Origin of the sequence: Pedobacter cryotolerans (assembly GCF_005116475.1) — a bacterium.
GTDB classification, from domain to species: Bacteria; Bacteroidota; Bacteroidia; order Sphingobacteriales; family Sphingobacteriaceae; genus Pedobacter; species Pedobacter cryotolerans.
In genome coordinates this window covers 649,765-668,877 of record NZ_SWBO01000001.1, presented here as the reverse complement: position 1 = coordinate 668,877, position 19,113 = coordinate 649,765, and the positions used below count along the sequence as shown (strand labels likewise).

The window sequence follows — 19,113 nt, the reverse complement described above, 5'->3', positions numbered from 1 at the left end:
TGTTTCGATAAAATCCCGATGGCAACATAAGCTATCGGGATTTTTTTTGTCATAAGTTTTTTCATTCTATAACTATGATTTGAAAACTTTGGTCTTTCAGCTTTAGGCTCGTATATTTGAGCATGAGCACTACCGCCGAAGATTTTTTGATAAAAGCTGATGAAAAAGCTTTCGATTTACCTCACCGCAAAACGATTAACCATAATATCGGAAAATATAATGTAGCGGTAGAACGTGGCTTATCAAAATTCGAAAACTTAGATGCTTCGAAGAAAAAAGCGCATGTAATTAAATGGCGTGTGATGGAAAACTTAGATAAGTTTTTACCAGAATTCGAGTCCAATTTTCAGAAAAGAGGTGGAAAAGTGATTTGGGCAAATGATGTAGAAGAAGCACAAAAAGAAATCCTAAACATCATCCAAAAAAACGGAGGCAAAACAGTCATCAAATCAAAATCGATGACTACCGAAGAAATTCATTTAAATGAGTTTTTAGAGAAAAACAATATCCAATCATTAGAAAGTGATTTGGGCGAATACATTGTTCAACTACTTGGGCAAAAACCTTATCACATTGTTACTCCTGCCATGCACCTGAGCAAGGTAGAAATTGCTAAATTATTTAATGAGAGATTTGGAACACCAATTGATGCAACGCCTGAACAGCTCACCCAAAAAGCAAGAGAATTATTACGCGAAAAATATTTAAGCGCTGATATTGGTATTTCTGGCGGTAATTTTTTAGTAGCTGATACTGGTAGTGTAGCTTTGACAGAGAATGAAGGTAATGCTCGTTTATGCACTACATTTCCGAAAATACACATCGCCATTGTTGGCATAGAAAAGGTTATTCCATCTATTGCCGACTTAGATTTATACTGGCCACTTTTAGCTAGCCATGGTACAGGACAAAATTTAACGGTTTACAATACATTGCTTAGCGGACCCAGACAGGCTAACGAAACCGATGGACCAGAGGAAATGTATGTTATCCTTTTAGATAATGGCAGAACAAATCTATTGGCCCAAAAAGAACAACGCCAAGCATTATATTGCATTCGTTGTGGAGCATGTTTAAATGCTTGTCCGGTTTACAAAAACATTGGTGGCCACACTTACGATACCACTTATAGCGGACCAATTGGTTCTATTATTACGCCTCATTTTAAAGGGATGAAGGAATTTAAACATTTAAGCTATGCTTCTAGCCTATGCGGAAAATGTTCTGAAGTTTGTCCGGTTAAAATAGACATTCATAAAATGCTGTTGTTGAACAGAAGAGATGCAGCAGCAAGCCATGAAAATACCAAAATTGAAGAAATTGGATGGGGATTGTGGAAAAAAGGAATGAAAAAACGTTCGATGATGGATATGGTTGGTGGAAAAATGAAAAACTTCTTTTTAAAAACCTTCTTCAAAAAAAGTTGGGGTAAATACCGCGATATGCCAGAAATTGCACAAAAATCTTTCTCAAAACAATGGGAAGATAAACAGAAAAATCCCGAGTCTTAAATAAGTTTGGAGAGTAGCGTTTGGAGTGTTACATTCGAAATAATAAACATTTACAACACCAACCAAATATGCAGTTCGATAGAAAAGATAAAGATGATGCTGAGCTTTTAGCATTGTATAAAACATTACTTTACCCACGTATGGTAGAGGAAAAAATGCTTATTCTTTTACGACAAGGCAGAATTGGCAAATGGTTTTCGGGTATTGGACAAGAAGCCATTGCCGTTGGTAGCACCTTAGCTATGCAGAGCGATGAATACATTTTGCCAATGCACAGAAATTTAGGTGTTTTTACCAGCAGAAACATCCCATTAACAAAGTTGATGGCACAATGGCAAGGTAAAGTAACAGGCTTTACCAAAGGTCGCGACCGTTCTTTTCACTTCGGCACACAAGATTATAAAATTATTGGAATGATTTCGCATCTGGGGCCACAAATGGCATTGGCCGATGGGATAGCATTAGCAGATTTAATTGCCAACAAAAAAAATGCAACCTTAGTTTTTACAGGCGAAGGTGCAACCAGCGAAGGCGATTTTCATGAGGCAATTAATGTGGCAGCAGTATGGAATTTACCAGTAATCTTTTTGATAGAAAACAATGGTTATGGCTTATCTACCCCAACTAACGAACAATATAAATGCAAAAATTTAGTCGATCGGGCGCTTGGTTATGGTATTGAAGGTTTACAGTTAGATGGAAATAATATTTTAGCTGTATACGATAAACTAAGCGAATTGGCTAGCAGCATCCGCGAAAACCCACGCCCAATTTTGGTAGAGTGTTTAACTTTTAGAATGCGTGGCCACGAAGAAGCTTCAGGCACAAAATATGTTCCTCAACATTTGTTTGATGAATGGGTGAAGAAAGATCCCGTTCAGAATTTTGAGAATTATTTGTTGAGCGAAAATGTAATAAATGAAGATACAATTGCAACGATAAAAAGCAAATTTAAAGCTGAAATTGAAGCAGATGTTGAATTTGCTTTTAATGAACCAGAACCTATTGCCAATGATGTAACAGAGTTGGATGATATGTTTTATCCTTACCAACAACAAGTTGTAGCACCTGTAGAGGCAAAAACTGAACTGCGTTATCTCGATGCCATTACCGCTGGTTTAAAAGAAGGCATGCAACGTTACGATAACTTGGTAATTATGGGACAAGACATTGGAGAGTATGGTGGTGCTTTTAAAATAACCGATGGTTTTGTAGCGCAATTTGGTAAAGCGAGAGTTCGCAATACACCTATTTGCGAGTCTGCAATTGTGGGTGCTGGTTTAGGTTTATCTATAAATGGCTACAAAGCAGTTGTAGAAATGCAATTTGCCGATTTTGTAACTTGTGGTTTTAACCAAATTGTAAATAATTTAGCTAAAACACATTACCGCTGGGGCGAGAAAGCAGATGTTGTTGTGCGGATGCCTACGGGTGCAGGCACTGGAGCTGGTCCATTTCACTCGCAAAGTAACGAAGCTTGGTTTACAAAAACCCCAGGCTTAAAGGTAGTATATCCAGCATTCCCACATGATGCGAAAGGTTTGTTAATGGCTGCTATTGAAGATCCTAATCCAGTAATTTATTTTGAGCATAAGTATTTGTACCGCAGCCTTACTGGTTTAGTGCCTGATGGCTACTATACCGTTGAAATCGGCAAAGCAAATATCTTAAAGCAAGGCGAACAATTAACTATCATTACTTATGGTTTAGGCGTACACTGGGCATTAGCATATTTAAACCAACATCCAGAAATTTCTGTTACATTGGTGGATTTAATAAGCTTACAACCGTGGGACAAAGAAACTGTTGCCAATGCAGTAAAAGCAACCGGGCGAGTAATTATTTTGCATGAAGATACCTTGAGCAGTGGTTTTGGTGCTGAGATTGCTGCTTGGATAGCAGAACATTGTTTCGAATATTTGGATGCGCCAGTTTTGCGTTGTGCCAGTTTAGATACCGCCATACCAATGAGCAAGGTTTTAGAAGATAGTTTTTTAGCGAAAAGTAAATTGGGAAAAGCGGTAGAGAAAGTATTGGCTTACTAACCCTTGGCACGATAATAGTCCGTCTGTAAATAAGATACCTAATTTATGGATGCCTTATGAAATTGTATACTTTTTTAATTTTAATCGCTTATTTTAGTACAATTTTAGGCTGTAATCAATTTAAATCCGACCATCCAGAAGCAGCATTAAGTGATGAATTTGCAACAGATTTAACTGCAAAATCTATTATCGAATACAGCAACCAAATAGATCAGAAACAATTAAAATTGAACAAAAAAACCAGCTTGGTTTATATGCTAGGTGATTTATCATTTTATGTAGAAAAATTTACAGAAAATGGTAACACAGTTTTAATTACAGAAAACGCCTACAATGGTGGCGCAAGCCATACTTTAAAAGCCTATTATTTTAGAAACGACAGTTTAGTTTTAGAGAAAGTAAAAAACGAACTATCTAACAATGAAGGAAAAATTATTAAAAATAGCCGAACATTTCTACGTAGCAACACCGTTTTTAAAACTGAAAACAGAACAGCATCTGCCGAGGACGCGATTGAAGCCTTACCTTATGTTGATGTTCCATTAAGTGTGAGCTCAAAAAACGATAAAACTTATCTAGAAACTGTAAAAACCTTGAACGAGGTTTTGGAAGGGAAAGATAGATTTGATATGGTTTTCGAAAATATAACCACTTACCCAGATAGTAGGTATATTATTTTAAGAAGTAAAGTACAAAATAGCTACACAGCAAGCATTTTGGTTCAACAAAAAGATGAATTGGTAGATAGTTTACTAAACAACCCAATAGATTTTAAAGACGTGAAATTAAATCTTAATTGGAAAGTAATTGATAGAGAAGCTGTTTATGTGCCTGTCGCCAATAATACTTCTGCCAAAGGATTAAATAGATAGATATTACCATTATCTAAACACAAACATCTGTAACGCTTTCTAATTCTTTCGCCTTTTTTAAACTTTCTACCATCTTTTAGCGTAAAAACAGCGTTGATAGGAATTTCTTCTATCCGATTAGTGGCTAAATAGGCATCGTACTTTTTTAAAGCTCTTGCTAAAGTTAAATCTGTACAGCTAGATGCTGCTGGATTATTTAAATAATTGGTAATGGTGTGGTGGATATCTTCGGGAAAAATATTTAACTCAAAAAAAGGTTTCATCATCCGCTTAAAATTATTTTTCCACTCTGCGCCGTGAGGTTTTACCTTATTTTTATGATCGTTCCATGTGAGCAAATGTGCAAACTCATGAACGGTGGTTACTAAAAAGGCGTAAGAATTTAAATCGTTGTTAACTGAAATTTTATGCCCATTGCCTTTAAAGGGATGGCGATAATCACCTAGTTTTGTGGCTCTATTTTTTGAAATTTTAAACTCACACTGAAAATAGTCGATCCATTTGGCTATAATTGGAGCGGCTTGTTCAGGTAAATATTGTGCTAAAACTTCGATTTTGTTCACGATACAAATTTAAGGATTTAATTAAGATAATTTACCACATAGAAACATAGTGCTTGCTACTTTTTAACAGGATCCATTTCCACTTTGTAAATCCTGTTTTGGATTGCCAAAGTTTGAAACAACTAATAAAGATTGTGTAGGTTAAAGCTTTTTTTTACTTACAAACTATAGATTAACCACCCCGCTCGCCGCGTCGGGCATCCTACAATCCTTTAGTTAAATACAAACGCTGTCAGTCTGAGCGTAGTCGAAGATCTTTCAATGGTCAAAAAAAAATAATTTGTCCTTCGACTACGCTCAGGATGACAATTACTTTTTATTTTCTCCTTAACTTAAGGACATTGGGCACCCCTCCAAGGGAGCAGAATTCCATCGTGCTAGCGTGAAGGATAGTAGTGAAAATACTTTTTGGCGTTATAGGCGCAGCCTCGCCAAAAAGATTGTAGCGAATAGCCTGACCCTTGCGCAGCTTGGGACACGCCCAAATAAATAATAAATACTGAAATCAACTATGAGATTCCTCCAAGTCGGAATTGCAAGTTTTCGCAATGACGAAAAGAGCTATTACTTCAAAAATTGATACGCAACTAACGCCGCTACATAAGCCATCGCCGTCATGTAAACCAGTTGGATCATTGGCCATTTCCATGATTTAGTTTCACGGTATACCACTGCAACTGTACTCATACATTGCATAGCAAAGGCATAAAACAACATCAAAGAAATACCTGTGGCAAAAGTATAAATTGGCAAACCTGTAACACTATTCTTAGAAGCAATCATTCTTTCTCTAATAGTGCCAGTATCTTCATCTCCGCCATCAACACTGTAAATTGTAGCCATTGTACCTACAAAAGCCTCACGAGCTGCAAAAGAAGTTATTAGAGCAATGCCTATTTTCCAATCGTAACCTAATGGTCTAATGGCAGGTTCTATCGCATGACCAAGTATACCTACGTAAGAGTTTTCGAGTTTCTCGCTACTAATTAAAGAGTTAATGTGATCGGTATTTTGGGTGGTATCAGCCAATGCTGTAGCATATTTTTGATCAATCTTTTCGAAACGATCTCCTGGGCCAAATGATGCCATTACCCAAAGTACAATTGAAATGGCAATAATTACCTTACCAGCTTCAAAAATAAAAGTTTTAGATTTTTCATAAACCGTTAAAGCTACATTCTTCCATCGTGGCATACGGTAAACTGGCAACTCCATAATGAAGTAAGATTTTTCTTTCGCTTTGATCAAAAATTTCATGAGCCATGCTACAATAACAGCAGCTGCAATACCCACCAAATACATAAACATTAAAGCAATAGCTTGTTTATTGATGATACCCCAAACACTTTCTGATGGGATAATAATGGAAATGATTAAAATATAAACGGGAAGTCTTGCTGAGCAACTTACCAGCGGAGTAACCATAATGGTAATCATTCTGTCTTTCCAGCTCTCTATGTTTCTGGCCGCCATTATAGAAGGAACTGCACAAGCCAAACCGCCAATCATAGGTACAACAGATTTACCACTTAAACCAACTTTGCTCATCATTTTATCCATCATAAAAGTAACTCTGGCCATATAACCAGTATCTTCTAAAATGGAGATAAAAGCAAACAGAATAGCGATTTGTGGCACGAAAATTACGATACCACCTAAACCAGCAACTACTCCATCTAACAATAAATCGGTTAATAAACCATCTGGTAAACGCTCATGCCCAACTGTAGTTAACCAGCCAAAAGCACCTTCAATAATATCCATCGGGTAAGATGCCCAAGAGAAAATTGCATTGAAAATAACAAAAAGAATAAGCAAAAATATGGCAAAACCCCAAAATTTATGCGTTAAAATCCGATCTAATTTATCCGTGTTTTTGAACTTACGTTCAGCGCCAGTATCAAAAATAACATCTGTTAATACAGTACTTAAATAGCGGTAACGAGCAACGGTTTCTGCTCCCTGTAATTTAGAAGATTCGAAACCAAATTCTTTTTCAATGGCTTCAATTTCTTGTTGCTCTTGTGGAGTAAAAAAAGTTAAATGCTCGTGCTGATGTAAAACTTGCAAAGCATAATAATCATTATCGATATTTATTTTTTGTTTTACAGCGCTGATTGCTTCTGAAGCAAATAAATTCGCATCTACACCGTTAATTTGTGTGCTAATGTTTGTAGTGTTTGCAAGCGCTTTTTTAAGTGTCTCTAAACCATCATTTTTGCGTGCCGACATGGCTACAACCTGGATACCCAAACGCTTGGCAAGCATATTAACGTTGATATGTATACCCTCTTTACGAGCCATATCTGTCATATTGAGCACTAATAACATCGGTAAACCTAAATCTGCAACTTGCGAGCAAAGCAAAAGGTTACGCCTTAAATTTGTAGCATCGGCAACCAGAACAATTATATCAGGGTAACTTGAATTGCTTTTATCGGCTAGTACCTGAAATACAATGCCCTCATCTTTACTTTTTGGGTATAAACTATAGGTACCGGGAAGATCAATGATTTCTGCTGTTCTGCCTTCAGCAAGTTTACAATAGCCAACTTTTTTGTCGACTGTGATACCTGGGAAGTTTCCTACTTTCTGATTTAATCCTGTTAAGAGATTAAATAAGGTAGATTTTCCGGTATTAGGATTACCAACTAATGCAACTTTAATATCGGCCAAGGTGTTACTGAATTATAATGACAGCTGCTTCGCTTTTACGTAAACAAAGTTGATATCCCGCAACGCGGATGGCTATTGGATCGCCGAGTGGAGCTAAACGCTCTACCTCTACAACTTCACCAGGTAAACAGCCCATTTCCATTAACTTTACAGACATTTCTAAATCTGTAAAAGCAACGATTGTACCTTGTTCTCCTGGGTTTAACTGCGAAAGTTTCATATACTTAAATATGGCGCAATTTAGCCTTTATTTATATTAAATCCAAATAACAAGAGCGCATAATCTCATAAAAAAAGTCGCTAACCAAAAGGCAGCGACTTTATAAATTTTTAAATTAAGGTTACATCATTCCACCCATTCTCATACCTCTTGCTCCTGGGCCACCTTGCTGTTGACCTCTGCCTGCTACACCTGCGATATTACTTAAAGAATAAGTAAATGAGAACATATAGTAACGTTTTAACACGTTAAAGTTCGAATCGGTAATTGAGTTACTACCAGCACTTCTTGAAATACCAGTGTTTTGATTAAATAAATCGTTTACAGCTAACTTGAATGTTCCTCTATTTTTAAAGAATTGACGACTAATATATCCATTTACTAATGTGAAATCGGTATCGTAACCTACACCTCCACCTGTTTGTTTAATATAGCTTAAATCCGCTTGTAAACGAATATTACCTGGGAATAAATAACTTATATCTACATTAGGTGAAAGTCTATAAAACTTAGTATTGTTACCAATAGTGTAAGTTGCTCTAGTCATTGTACCTGAAATACCAGCAACCATATCTAATTTATCTAAGTTAGAAACCAATCTATAACCGTTTGTAAAAATATATTCGTTGGTAATATTTTCTAGGTTAGTTGTAATGTTTGTATTTCTATTATAATTAGCACGACCATCTATGTTTAGCGTTAGCTTATTACCTTTAATAATTGGTAAACCAAGCGTACCAAATACATTAGCATTAATATTTCCATCAACATTTACAAAACTATTAGCAATTTTACCAAAATTTGGATCTGCTTGATCAGTTATTAAAGTCTGACTATTACCGAACCCATTAATAGTTTGCGTAATAAATGCGCCTAAAAACAATTGACGATAGCTTTTAAAATCGAAATTGTTATAGAAAATTCTTAAGTTGTTAGAGAATGATGGTTTTAAATTCGGATTACCTAAAAATATGGTTTGTGTATTGGTATTATCAGGTATTGGCTGAATTTGTGTAATACTTGGTTGATTGGTACGACCATCGTATCTAATGTTTAAACGCTTGGTATTACTGAAATTATACCTGTAATTTGCAGAAGGTGTAAGATTGATAAAGTTTTGTGTAAATACATTATCAGTAGTTAAGTTGGCATTTTCGCGGTGTGTTTGCTGAGCCGCTAAGCCCACATTCCAGTTATATTTCTTTTCATTTTTACTGAAACTGAAACCCAATGCATTAGTCAATGTTTTATTCTCAAACTCATTACTAAAGTCAACATTAACTACATCATATTGTTGTGTGGTGTTGTTAAAATCATATACAAATCTACTTTGATTATCAAAATTAAATCCGTTTTGGTAGTTTAACTCTAAGTTTAATGTTTTAGAAAGTGGCTCGGTAAATACCAATCTGGCACTGTTACTAAAAGAAGTAGAGGTATTATCAATTAATTGATTTAAGTTTCTTTGTGAAACTACATTTGTTGGAGAAGTTAAAGTCTCTGGGTTGATATTGATATTATCGGCATCATTATCATTGTAATTTGTATTCACATTTAATGATAAAGTACGACCTCTACGTTGAAACTTTTTCCTAATCAACATATTGTTGCTCAAAGCCGGAGATTTAGAATTACTATTGAAACTTTGTGAACCCACAGCATCTCCAATTAACGAAATTCTGTTGTAAGTGTTCATGCTTTCAGCGCTGTTATCACTAAAAGAAAAGTTTGGTCTGATTCTAATTGAGGTACTTGAATCTATTTTTGTATCTAAAGTAAAATCTAAACGGTGGTTTAAACGTTCTGTAGTACTTTCTAAATCGCTTCTGTTAGAGTTGGTATTGTTACCCAAAAATGTTTGCGAGAATGAACTGTTGGTATTAAACAACGATGTTTTGTTAAAGAAATAACTACCATTAAACTGTGTACCATTTTTATAAGTATCAGCAAAGTTAATACCTGCAGCATTAGTTGTAGTAATACCTGCTTGTTGACCGTTACCACCACCAAAATTTTGTCCACGACCGCCGCCACCGCCGCCAACTCCACCACCAAAGTTTTGTTTGTTTACATTATTAAACTGACCTAATAATGAGATTTGTTGATTTTCATTAAATCTAGTTACACTTAAATTTACATCGTATCTATCGTTTGAGCCGTAACCAACTGTGTTGTTCCCTACAAAACCTTTATTTTTAACTCCATTTTTAGTAACAATGTTGATGATTTTTTCACGGGTACCATCATCTACACCAGAGAATTTTGCTTGGTCAGACATGTCATCAATGATCTGAATTTTATCAACCATATCAGCAGGTAAATTCCTAGTAGCCAATAATGGATCGCTACCCATAAAATCTTTACCATCAACCCTTACTCTTTTAATGCTCTCACCTTGTGTAGTAACTGTACCATCTTTTGAAACTTCAACGCCAGGTACTTTCTTCAATAAATCTTCTACTACAGAGTTTTCCTTAACCTTAATGGTTTTTGCATCAAACTCTAACGTATCTTTTTTAACTACTACTGGCGGGATTTCGCCTTGTACAATAACAGTATTTAATTGTACACCAGTATTCTCCATTACCAAATCTCCAAAAGCTATGCTTGGTTTGGCTGCTGTTACTTCAAAATCTCTATTAATAGTTTTTAAACCAATGTAAGCAACATATAATTTGTACTTACCTGGCGCTAAACCGCTAACTGTAAAAGTTCCGTTTGCATTGGTATTCGTGCCACCAACTGTAACCGAATCTGATAAACGCTTTACAGCTACTGATGCATAATCAACGGGTGTTTTATCTTTACCATTTAAAACTTTACCAGTGGCCGATCCTCCCGTTTGAGCATTTGCATAATAGCTTATAAAAAGTAAAGCAAAAATTATTGTTTTTTGTAAAATTGTCTTCATTTGTTAATTTATAATTTTGTAAAGTTACCCTATCAGACTACGGTTAACCGCAAAAGTTTGTTAGCACATGATAAAAAATGGGTAACATTTTAAATACAACTAACTTTATCGTTACAGAGTAGTTTTTGAGAAGGAGCGTTAAAAAAATTTGAGGTATAAAACCCTTTGTTAATACACTTTAAAGCGTGATTTTGGCATTTTTGGACAATAGCAAGACGGCTTAAACAATCCGCAAGAACTTAATACTGCTGCCATTAATAAAATTAAAAAGAAATTAAACCTTCTTTTCATTGTAGTTTGATAAATGGAGTAAAGCATAACTAAAAACGCCCATAAAGCAACCCATCATATCGCTAATAAAATCCCACCACTCTGCAGATCGGTAAGTGAAAACTTTCCATTGCAGTATTTCTATTCCGCCACCAATAAATACGCAAATTAAAATAATTTTGAAAATGGTGAGTGAGCGAAAGCTGAAATTATGCTGATAATTGATTTTACCATAAAATAATAAAACAGTTAACACATAGAAAAATCCTAAATGTGCCATTTTATCAAATCCTTTAAAAAAAATGCCCGAACCTTCATCGCCTTCAGGCATTTTTATATTGCAAAGCACTAAAGTTATAACCGCCCATAAAATAGACCAGCGTTGCGACTTTAGTGCTTCATATATTTTCATCAATTAAGCGCCAACTAAAGCTTTATAATCATCAGCGCTTAATAAAGCATCAACTTGAGCAGCGTCGCTTAAAGTAACTTTCACCATCCAGCCTTCGCCATAAGGATCAGAATTTACCAATTCAGGGTTGTCATTTAATGCAGTATTAACTTCCAAAACAGTTGCTGTAACTGGCATAAATAAATCAGAAACTGTTTTTACTGCTTCTACTGTTCCAAATTCTTTTTCTTGCTCTACTTCTTCACCAACGGTATTGATATCTAAATAAACAATATCGCCTAATTCACGCTGAGCGAAATCGGTAATACCGATATAAGCTTCGTTTCCTTCTACTCTAACCCATTCGTGGTCTTTTGTGTACTTTAATTCTGATGGAAAATTCATTGTATTATATTTTAAAAATCTTTTTTAGTAAATATTTAATGAACAAAGATAATTATTAAACTGCGCTATCGCAATTACTAATTCAGTGTCATCCTTAAACTAAAACCAAAATTGCTAAAAGAGGTGTTAAATGATTGCGAGGTATAAGGTTTGGTAATATTCGAATCGTAAAATAGCCTCACATTAAAACGTTGATTAAGCACATAATCTACAGTTGGCCTCAACGAGATATTTTTAGCACCCGATGAAACTTCTGCTTCCTCAATATCTGCTCTGTAAATTACCGTTTTGTTATCTCTAACAGAAACATCCAATTTGAAATCCATGTTGTTGTCTAATTTTAGATTACTGAACCATCCAAATGGCAAACGGAATTTTGTAGTTCGGTAACCTAAACCAAAAACCAAGTTATTTTCTGATAATTGAGCGAGCTGACTATTGGCTAAACTTAAAGCCATAATTCTGGTTTTATTTATCTCGAAGTTAGCCGTAAGGTTGTTTTTTAATCTGGTGTCAATTCCTATTAATGGGGCAAATTGTTCTGAAATATTTGCTTGACCAAATTGATAAAATGGTAAAAAATTCTGATTTACATCCCTACTTGATACAGCGCCATTATTCTCTTGATATTTGATTAAACTATTAAAACCATTTACACTATACGTAGAACGATAGCCGTGTCTTAAACTCAATTCAGAAAGCCGATCTGCTATAAAAGGGATTTTAGATAAACCTCCATAAGTAATTCTCCAATTCGGAAGCGGTATTTTTGGCAAGTTATTTAAGCTAGATGAATTTGCCTTTTTACCTGTGTATGCTGCTAAAAAAGAAGAGATGATTACATCTTGCGAACGCTTATCATATCCATCGGCGAAACCATTTGCATTACCCGATGAATTTGGATTTTGAGCACCCAATCTATTTGAAATAGTTTGTCTATTCGCCATAAACTCGTTAAATAATGAAGAAACCGTACTTCCATTTTTGTCTTTAAATGCAGTTCTTAAACTAATGATAGACACGCTGTAATCACCAGTAGTTGTTGGACTTAAATTTCTGAATGTACTGATGCTGTTATCGTACCTGAAATTAGTAGCGTAATTTAAGGTTTGATTTCTAACCGCACTCAAAGTAATTTTAAAATCTCGTAAAGGTTCAATTGTTCCTGTCAACTGAAAATCTTCTCTTAAAGTATTAATGTACAACTGTGTTTGCAATTCATCAGTAGTTAACCAACCACTCCCAAAAGCTAAATCTCTAATATCTCGCTGGCTACCAAAAACAAAGCCCAAACCAGGTGCCCCGGTAACATCATCAACCCCAAAATATTTTGTACGTGGTAAATATCCTGGCAAGAATGTTCCTTTGGTTTGAGTAAATGCAACATTAACATTTTTTACACTTGTTAACAGCCCCAAAAGCATATCAGAAAAAGTTGTGGTAGAATCGGTTCTGTTTAAACTTTTACGAATAAAACCAAATTTATTGTAAAGCTTAGTTAACGATAATGTAGGATTTACTTGTATAGTTCTGGAGTTTTGAATGGTGTTACCCAAATTAATATTCGGATCTCTTAAGGTAGAAAGCGGTTCGGTTTGCCAGTTAAAGTTAGTACCATAAATTGTTGCTACTGTTAACCAATCCATACCCGGTATTTTTCCAATTGGCAAATTATATCTTACATTTAAATTGTGGTTGTAGTCTGTAGTTCTACCTAATGTTTTTAAATTCTGCCAAAGTGTATCTCTTTTTAAACCTTCAATTCTGCCATCTGGCTCATCTATAATCGAGAAGTTTGTAGCATCAAAATCTAAACTTAATGAGTTGGTTAAATCCCATGCGATACCATAAACTCTTGATACCAAAAAGTTTTTATTGAAAGTGGTATTAATCGGAAGAAAATTATTGGGATCATTATTTCTCAATGTATTTTCTGCATAAAAACGATCTACATCTAGTCTGAAATTAATGGCACTTGGCATTAAGGTAATGTTAAAATCCTTTAACAATTTAAGGCTATTAGATTTAATAATCTTATCAAAAGGCATATAGTTTTTAGGCGTTCGGGCGTAATTGTAAGCTATAGAACCACGGTAATTACGCTGGATGCTTCGCTCATTTATAAAATCGCGATGCGCAAATTTAGTTTGTGCGTAAGAAACATTAAAGTTTTCTATATCCCATAACTGTACCTTTTTTTCTAGGTTAGTTCGCTCTTTACGAACGTTGGTAAAGTTAATGCTGTTTCTGGTTGTGTAATCTTGTGCAAAGTTTAATATCGAATCTCTTTGCGCTTTAGATGCGGATGCTAATGCAGTTTTTAATTCGATATCTGGTGTACGCGGATCAAATTGTGGGGTAGCTACCTGTTTAGAATAACTCACATACATCGGGATTTTAATGCCTGATTTTTGAGGTAAAAACTTCCCTAATTCAATGCTTGATGACACATCGATAAATTCATTGTCAGCACGGTTACGCTCACTAACTCTTTTCTCTAAAGAACCAAAACCGATGGTAGATTTACTGCCTGATATATTCAAATCGGCAAAATCGGCTAATTTTGCATTCATTCTTGCCGTTGCCGCCCAACCACCACGTTCATCAAACTCTGTTAAACGTAACTCATTAAACCACACCATTGCACTTTTATCTAATCCATCATCTCCGGCTGGTGATGCAGGATTACGCAATGGATTTTTAACACCCAACATGTAAACCCTAACTTTACTCATGTCTGGCTGTCCTTTTACTACAATCGTATTTCTACCATCGCTATAAGTAAAAGGAACATTAATTGGCCAAGGCAAACCGCCGCTAGTACGTGCCTGATTTCTGGCAGTTTTAGCCCTTTGAAAAAGCTCCAACTCTATATCCATTTTATTTTCGTCTGGCCAAATTGCTGCCGGATCGCTTGTAAATGGTTGTGTGACTTTTAAGGGCTGGTTGTATTCGTAATAGTTATCTAAATTATCCGTTCCTATTCTTAAAAAGGCTTGCAAATCATAATCATCTAATGGATCATTGTTTGGCAAATCCTCTAAATGGACAAACATTTCTAAACGTTTGTAAGATCTAAAATCGTTTATTGCTGTTTTAAAGGCAGCTCTTCCATATCCATCTCTTAAACCTTTAACAATAACCGATAATGATTGCTCATTTTGGCGGGTATCTCCTCTAAAATTACTGAAATCTCTTTCTCTGATAATACCTGGTGGCACAACATAAGGAATTGGAGAACGCTTTCCGTTTTCTTCGATATTTACAGTTGCTACTTCTATAGTTGAATTATCTGGCGTAGCCGGAATTAAAGATTGATCTGCAATTACATTAATCGATTCATTTTTAGCGTTAAACTGTCGCCAATCTCCTCTTACAAATTGCACTTTCGCAAACCTTAAAATTGCAGTATCAGCAAAATTTGTCATGAACATTCTTACAAATCTTATCGATTTAAAATCTTGAATACCACCAACCTTTTGCTGGTATTGCGCTAACGGAATACGAATTTGATACCAAGTTGCATTTTGGGTTTGTCCATTTGCTAGTTTAACTGGAGTTACCACTTTATCAGTTACAAAGTTTTGTCCAACAATTAAATCTGATGGCCTCATCGATATTTTATACTGAAAATATTCATCAGACTGAGTCATGTTGTTATCTCTGTTGATATCCTCGCCATCTGGCAAAGCGGTTGATGCAGAATTTTGTAAACCCAACTCATCTAATGATTGTTGCGAAGTTTTAGAGTTTCCCTCTGGCCCATTAAAGTTTTTGTAGCGCTCTAAAATCCCTGCATTTGAAATATCTAAATTGCCACCCCTAAAGTAAGAATAGTCATCAGACGATGGATCGTTACCGAAAGCCAAAGCCGCATCTGGATTTAATTGCGTTGTAATTTGACTGATTAATGCTGCAAACTTGGCTTTTTCGTTGGCGTTAGACAAACCATCTAAACCCACATCCTGTGCTCTTCTTGCCGCAGGATCATTGTCGAAAGCTTGTATTACTGGCTGTAATTTAGTTACCCTACCCCAACTTGTTTCATCGTATTTGCTTGGATCTTCATTTGCCGGCAAGCCATTTTCCAGAGATTTTCTTCCATCACGCAAAATATCTTCTGAAATATTACCGATGTTAAAATATAAATCTCCCCCTTGCGAAGCTGGTTTATACATAAATGGATCCATCATCCACAACTCAATATATTCAATATTATTAGCCTCAAAATCATTTACATCAACCCTTCTAGAAATACCTCCCCAACGCGAACGTGGATTGTTTAAAAAGCCATTACTCGAAAAACCTGTTGTTGCATAATTATAAGGACCACGAAGCATGGGATAATAGGCCAAATTTAAAGTCGGCAAGTTAATTTGCTGACCAGTGGCAATTTCCTTAAAAGGAAAAACCTCTTGTTCTAAAATTTCTCTCACATAGTGATTAGAAAGTTCGTTTCTGTTATTCCTTAAACTAGATGGTAAATCTGTTGAGGTTTGGTTATAAAATATTGGATCGATGTTGTAAAAAGCCAGTTTAGCTCTGTTGTATCCGTAGGCTAAATCATCTATTAATTGCGATTCGGTAAAAAACTGCGGCGTGTTTGAAATTTGCCAAGGCACTGCACTTTTTAAATCGATTATAGAACGAGATGCTTCAAAATCATCTAAATAACTTGCTCCACCTTTATCAACACCAGAATTTATTGCGCTCGGATGGCCTGGTACTAACTTCGCATACTCTCCTGCAAAAGTAATACTTGAAGGTGCTTTGGTTGAGATAAACGGAATTTTGTCAACCAATTTTGTCAAAAATCTGGATGGCGAGCTGTAATTTGCATCGAAACCAAAAATGGTATTAGAAATGGGTTCTTCACGATAGTTTACTTTTTGGGTAAGAGGTTTCTCAGATAAATTCATGAAAGTACCCCCCAAAGTTAATTTGGGATTTACCCGATAATCGAACCTTGCACCAAAAAGAGACCTTTGTTGTAAGCCAAATAATTCGTTATTTTCAGTGGTAATTCTAATCGGCTGACCAGAAATTAGCACTGCGGTATTTACAATCTTTACTCTTCCTCCTTGGTAATCTACGGTATAATCAGCCCCTTCTTGCAAAGGAATTGTGCCTGCAAAAACTTTAACCGAACCTTCGGTTACGTTGATAGAATTTAGTGAAAATTCTGAAGCAATTTCTGATTGATAAGCTCCCTTAATAATGTATAAATCCTTTTTAGCAAAAAGCTGTTGAGCGACTACCTTGGTAGAATCATATAACTCTGGATAGGTATATTTATCTGCCAATGGCTGTTCTCCCGGCAGGCTAAATTTATCGGCCAAATCTTTCCCAAAAGGCTCAATTAACGGAAAAATAACTCTTCCATTTAATGGATCAATAGTTACGTAGCCATTATTGGTATTATTAAGAATGGCACTTGCATTTGAGCTATTTAAAGTATTTGAGTTGGGCAAGCTGCTTTGGTATTGTTGCTGCGTATTTACAAATGGTTTATTTTCTGCCTCAAAATCAAAAATCCCATCTGGTTTTTTCTCTTTCTGCTGATTGAGTTGATCTAAATTGGTTAAGGATATAAATTGCTTAAGTGCGGTTCTAGATCCTTCTCTAAGCAAGGGTGTTTCTACTCCAGTTTTATCATCAATTCTAAAAATATCTAACTTAAAATTTTGCGGACTAATTTGATAACCGCCAATAGCGTAAATATTTTTCATCATCAAATCCCAAGTTGGCAAATTGGTTTTAATGGTTTCGTTTTTTAATAATTTTGTATAAAGTACGTTTGGCACAGCCTGATCAAATGCAACATCTGTAGAAAACTCTCCAACTTGATACTCTACACCATTAAACGTATAACGATAAGCAACTGTTAAAATTTCATCAGCATTTAAGGCGTTATTTAAAGAAATATAACCCAATTGTGGCTGAAAGGTATACTCTCTTTCTGTAAGTTTTCTGGCGTAAGTTAGCTTGGCAAAATTATCTGTAGATCCGTTGGCAGCAAAATAAGAAATAACGCCATTGCTATTGGTTTGGCGAGCATTTGCTGGTAAGTTTGCCAGTAAATTATTAGACTGATTGGGAAAAGTTGGATTGGTAAAACCAGATGGAAGTACCGAACCACCACCTGTTACTTGTGCAGTATTATAAGGTTGATTTTCACCTAAATCTAAAAATCCCAACACATCTCTTGAATCTTGAGTATTACCTGTTTTGTTGGTAATCCAAACTTCAATTTTTGTTACTAAAATACCCGAAAGTATAGTTGGAGGATTTGATAAAGCCCTGTTGTAATTATCTCTAAAATACTTAGCTAAAAAATAGTGTTTATTGGCCTCATAATCGCTACCAATAACCCTGTATTCATTTTGTTGAGCACCATTATTTATTTGAAGCTCTCTTGATTGAGATTTTTGCTGACTAAAAACGGTAGAAACAGCTAACTTACCAAACTGCATTTGCGTTTTTATACCAAACAGCGCTTGTGTACCGTTTATTAACGTACTATTTAAAGGCAAACTAACGTTACCTGCCTCAATTTTTTTAATGATATCGTCTTTACCGCCAGTATAATCTAACTTGATCTGGTTTTCGAAATCAAACTGAGCCTCGGTATTGTAGTTCATTTTAATTTTTAAATTGTTACCAATATTACCAGTAACATCCATTTGGATGCGCTGGTTAAAATCAAAATTGCTTTGAACACGTTGGCGTTCGTTAAAAAGCGGATTTTCATTTTTATTGATACGCCCTAAAAACGTAAGCTCAGCATCGCCCCTTGGCTGTATATCAATGGTTGTACCGCCAAATATTTTCTCAAAAACTCTACTGTTAATTTTTACTGGCGGAATAATTCCAGTTTGCCTAACCTCATTAATTTCTGCGTTAGAGAGTGTACGCCAATTTTCGCGTTTTACTTCGCTATTTACTAACCTTAAATATTGCTCTATGGTTAAATATTGCGGTGCAGAAAATAGTCGATCGCCAATACGCTCGGTAATAATGTAGCGCCTGTTTTGGGCATCGTACTCTACAACACGTTTTACATTATCTGGTAAACCTAAAAACGGATTTGAGTTTGTTCTTAAACCCAAGCCCTGTTTTTCACGAATATTAAAAGAATTTTTAAGCGTATCTACTCCTGCTTTTGTTGGAGTTACCTGAGCAAAGGTTTCGCGACCAACAAAAATAAACAGTAGAAGTACAACTAACGTAAATTTATTTCTCAATCGCG

10 protein-coding genes are annotated in these 19,113 nt (G+C 35.5%); 3 read left to right on the top strand and 7 right to left on the bottom strand.

All coding sequences use genetic code 11. The features are described from left to right. Positions 1–122: 122 nt before the first annotated feature. The 3 genes from FA045_RS02975 to FA045_RS02965 all read left to right on the top strand — a co-directional run bounded on the left by FA045_RS02975 (position 123) and on the right by FA045_RS02965 (position 4,428). A complete protein-coding gene (locus FA045_RS02975; RefSeq protein WP_136874276.1) occupies positions 123–1,511 on the top strand; it encodes a LutB/LldF family L-lactate oxidation iron-sulfur protein in 1,389 nt (462 codons plus the stop codon). 68 nt (positions 1,512–1,579) lie between these two features. Further along, positions 1,580–3,556, top strand: a complete 1,977-nt coding sequence (locus FA045_RS02970; RefSeq protein WP_136874274.1) for an alpha-ketoacid dehydrogenase subunit alpha/beta — start codon at positions 1,580–1,582, stop codon at positions 3,554–3,556. Between the two features lie 56 nt (positions 3,557–3,612). Then, positions 3,613–4,428: a hypothetical protein gene (locus FA045_RS02965; RefSeq protein WP_136874272.1), complete on the top strand. Its 816-nt coding sequence runs from the start codon at positions 3,613–3,615 to the stop codon at positions 4,426–4,428. Here FA045_RS02965 and FA045_RS02960 read toward each other — a convergent pair. From FA045_RS02960 to sov, 7 genes are all read right to left on the bottom strand, one after another. After that, positions 4,380–4,991: a SprT-like domain-containing protein gene (locus FA045_RS02960; RefSeq protein WP_205943083.1), complete on the bottom strand. Its 612-nt coding sequence runs from the start codon at positions 4,989–4,991 to the stop codon at positions 4,380–4,382. The genes FA045_RS02965 and FA045_RS02960 overlap by 49 nt on opposite strands. A 564-nt stretch (positions 4,992–5,555) precedes the next feature. Beyond that, on the bottom strand, positions 5,556–7,658 hold the full coding sequence (gene feoB, locus FA045_RS02955) for a ferrous iron transport protein B (protein ID WP_136874418.1): 2,103 nt from the start codon (positions 7,656–7,658) through the stop codon (positions 5,556–5,558). Between the two features lie 13 nt (positions 7,659–7,671). Further along, a complete protein-coding gene (locus FA045_RS02950; RefSeq protein ID WP_136874268.1) occupies positions 7,672–7,887 on the bottom strand; it encodes a FeoA family protein in 216 nt (71 codons plus the stop codon). 121 nt (positions 7,888–8,008) lie between these two features. Next, a complete protein-coding gene (locus FA045_RS02945; RefSeq protein WP_136874266.1) occupies positions 8,009–10,798 on the bottom strand; it encodes an outer membrane beta-barrel family protein in 2,790 nt (929 codons plus the stop codon). A gap of 274 nt (positions 10,799–11,072) precedes the next feature. Continuing rightward, positions 11,073–11,480 carry a VanZ family protein gene (locus FA045_RS02940; protein ID WP_136874264.1) on the bottom strand — a complete coding sequence of 136 codons (408 nt, stop codon included), beginning with the start codon at positions 11,478–11,480 and terminating at the stop codon, positions 11,073–11,075. Positions 11,481–11,483: 3 nt separating this feature from the next. Continuing rightward, a complete protein-coding gene (gene gcvH, locus FA045_RS02935; protein ID WP_136874262.1) occupies positions 11,484–11,864 on the bottom strand; it encodes a glycine cleavage system protein GcvH in 381 nt (126 codons plus the stop codon). Positions 11,865–11,941: 77 nt separating this feature from the next. Beyond that, entirely contained in the window at positions 11,942–19,108 is a 7,167-nt protein-coding gene (gene sov, locus FA045_RS02930; protein ID WP_136874260.1) for a T9SS outer membrane translocon Sov/SprA, read from the bottom strand. Positions 19,109–19,113 lie beyond the last annotated feature (5 nt).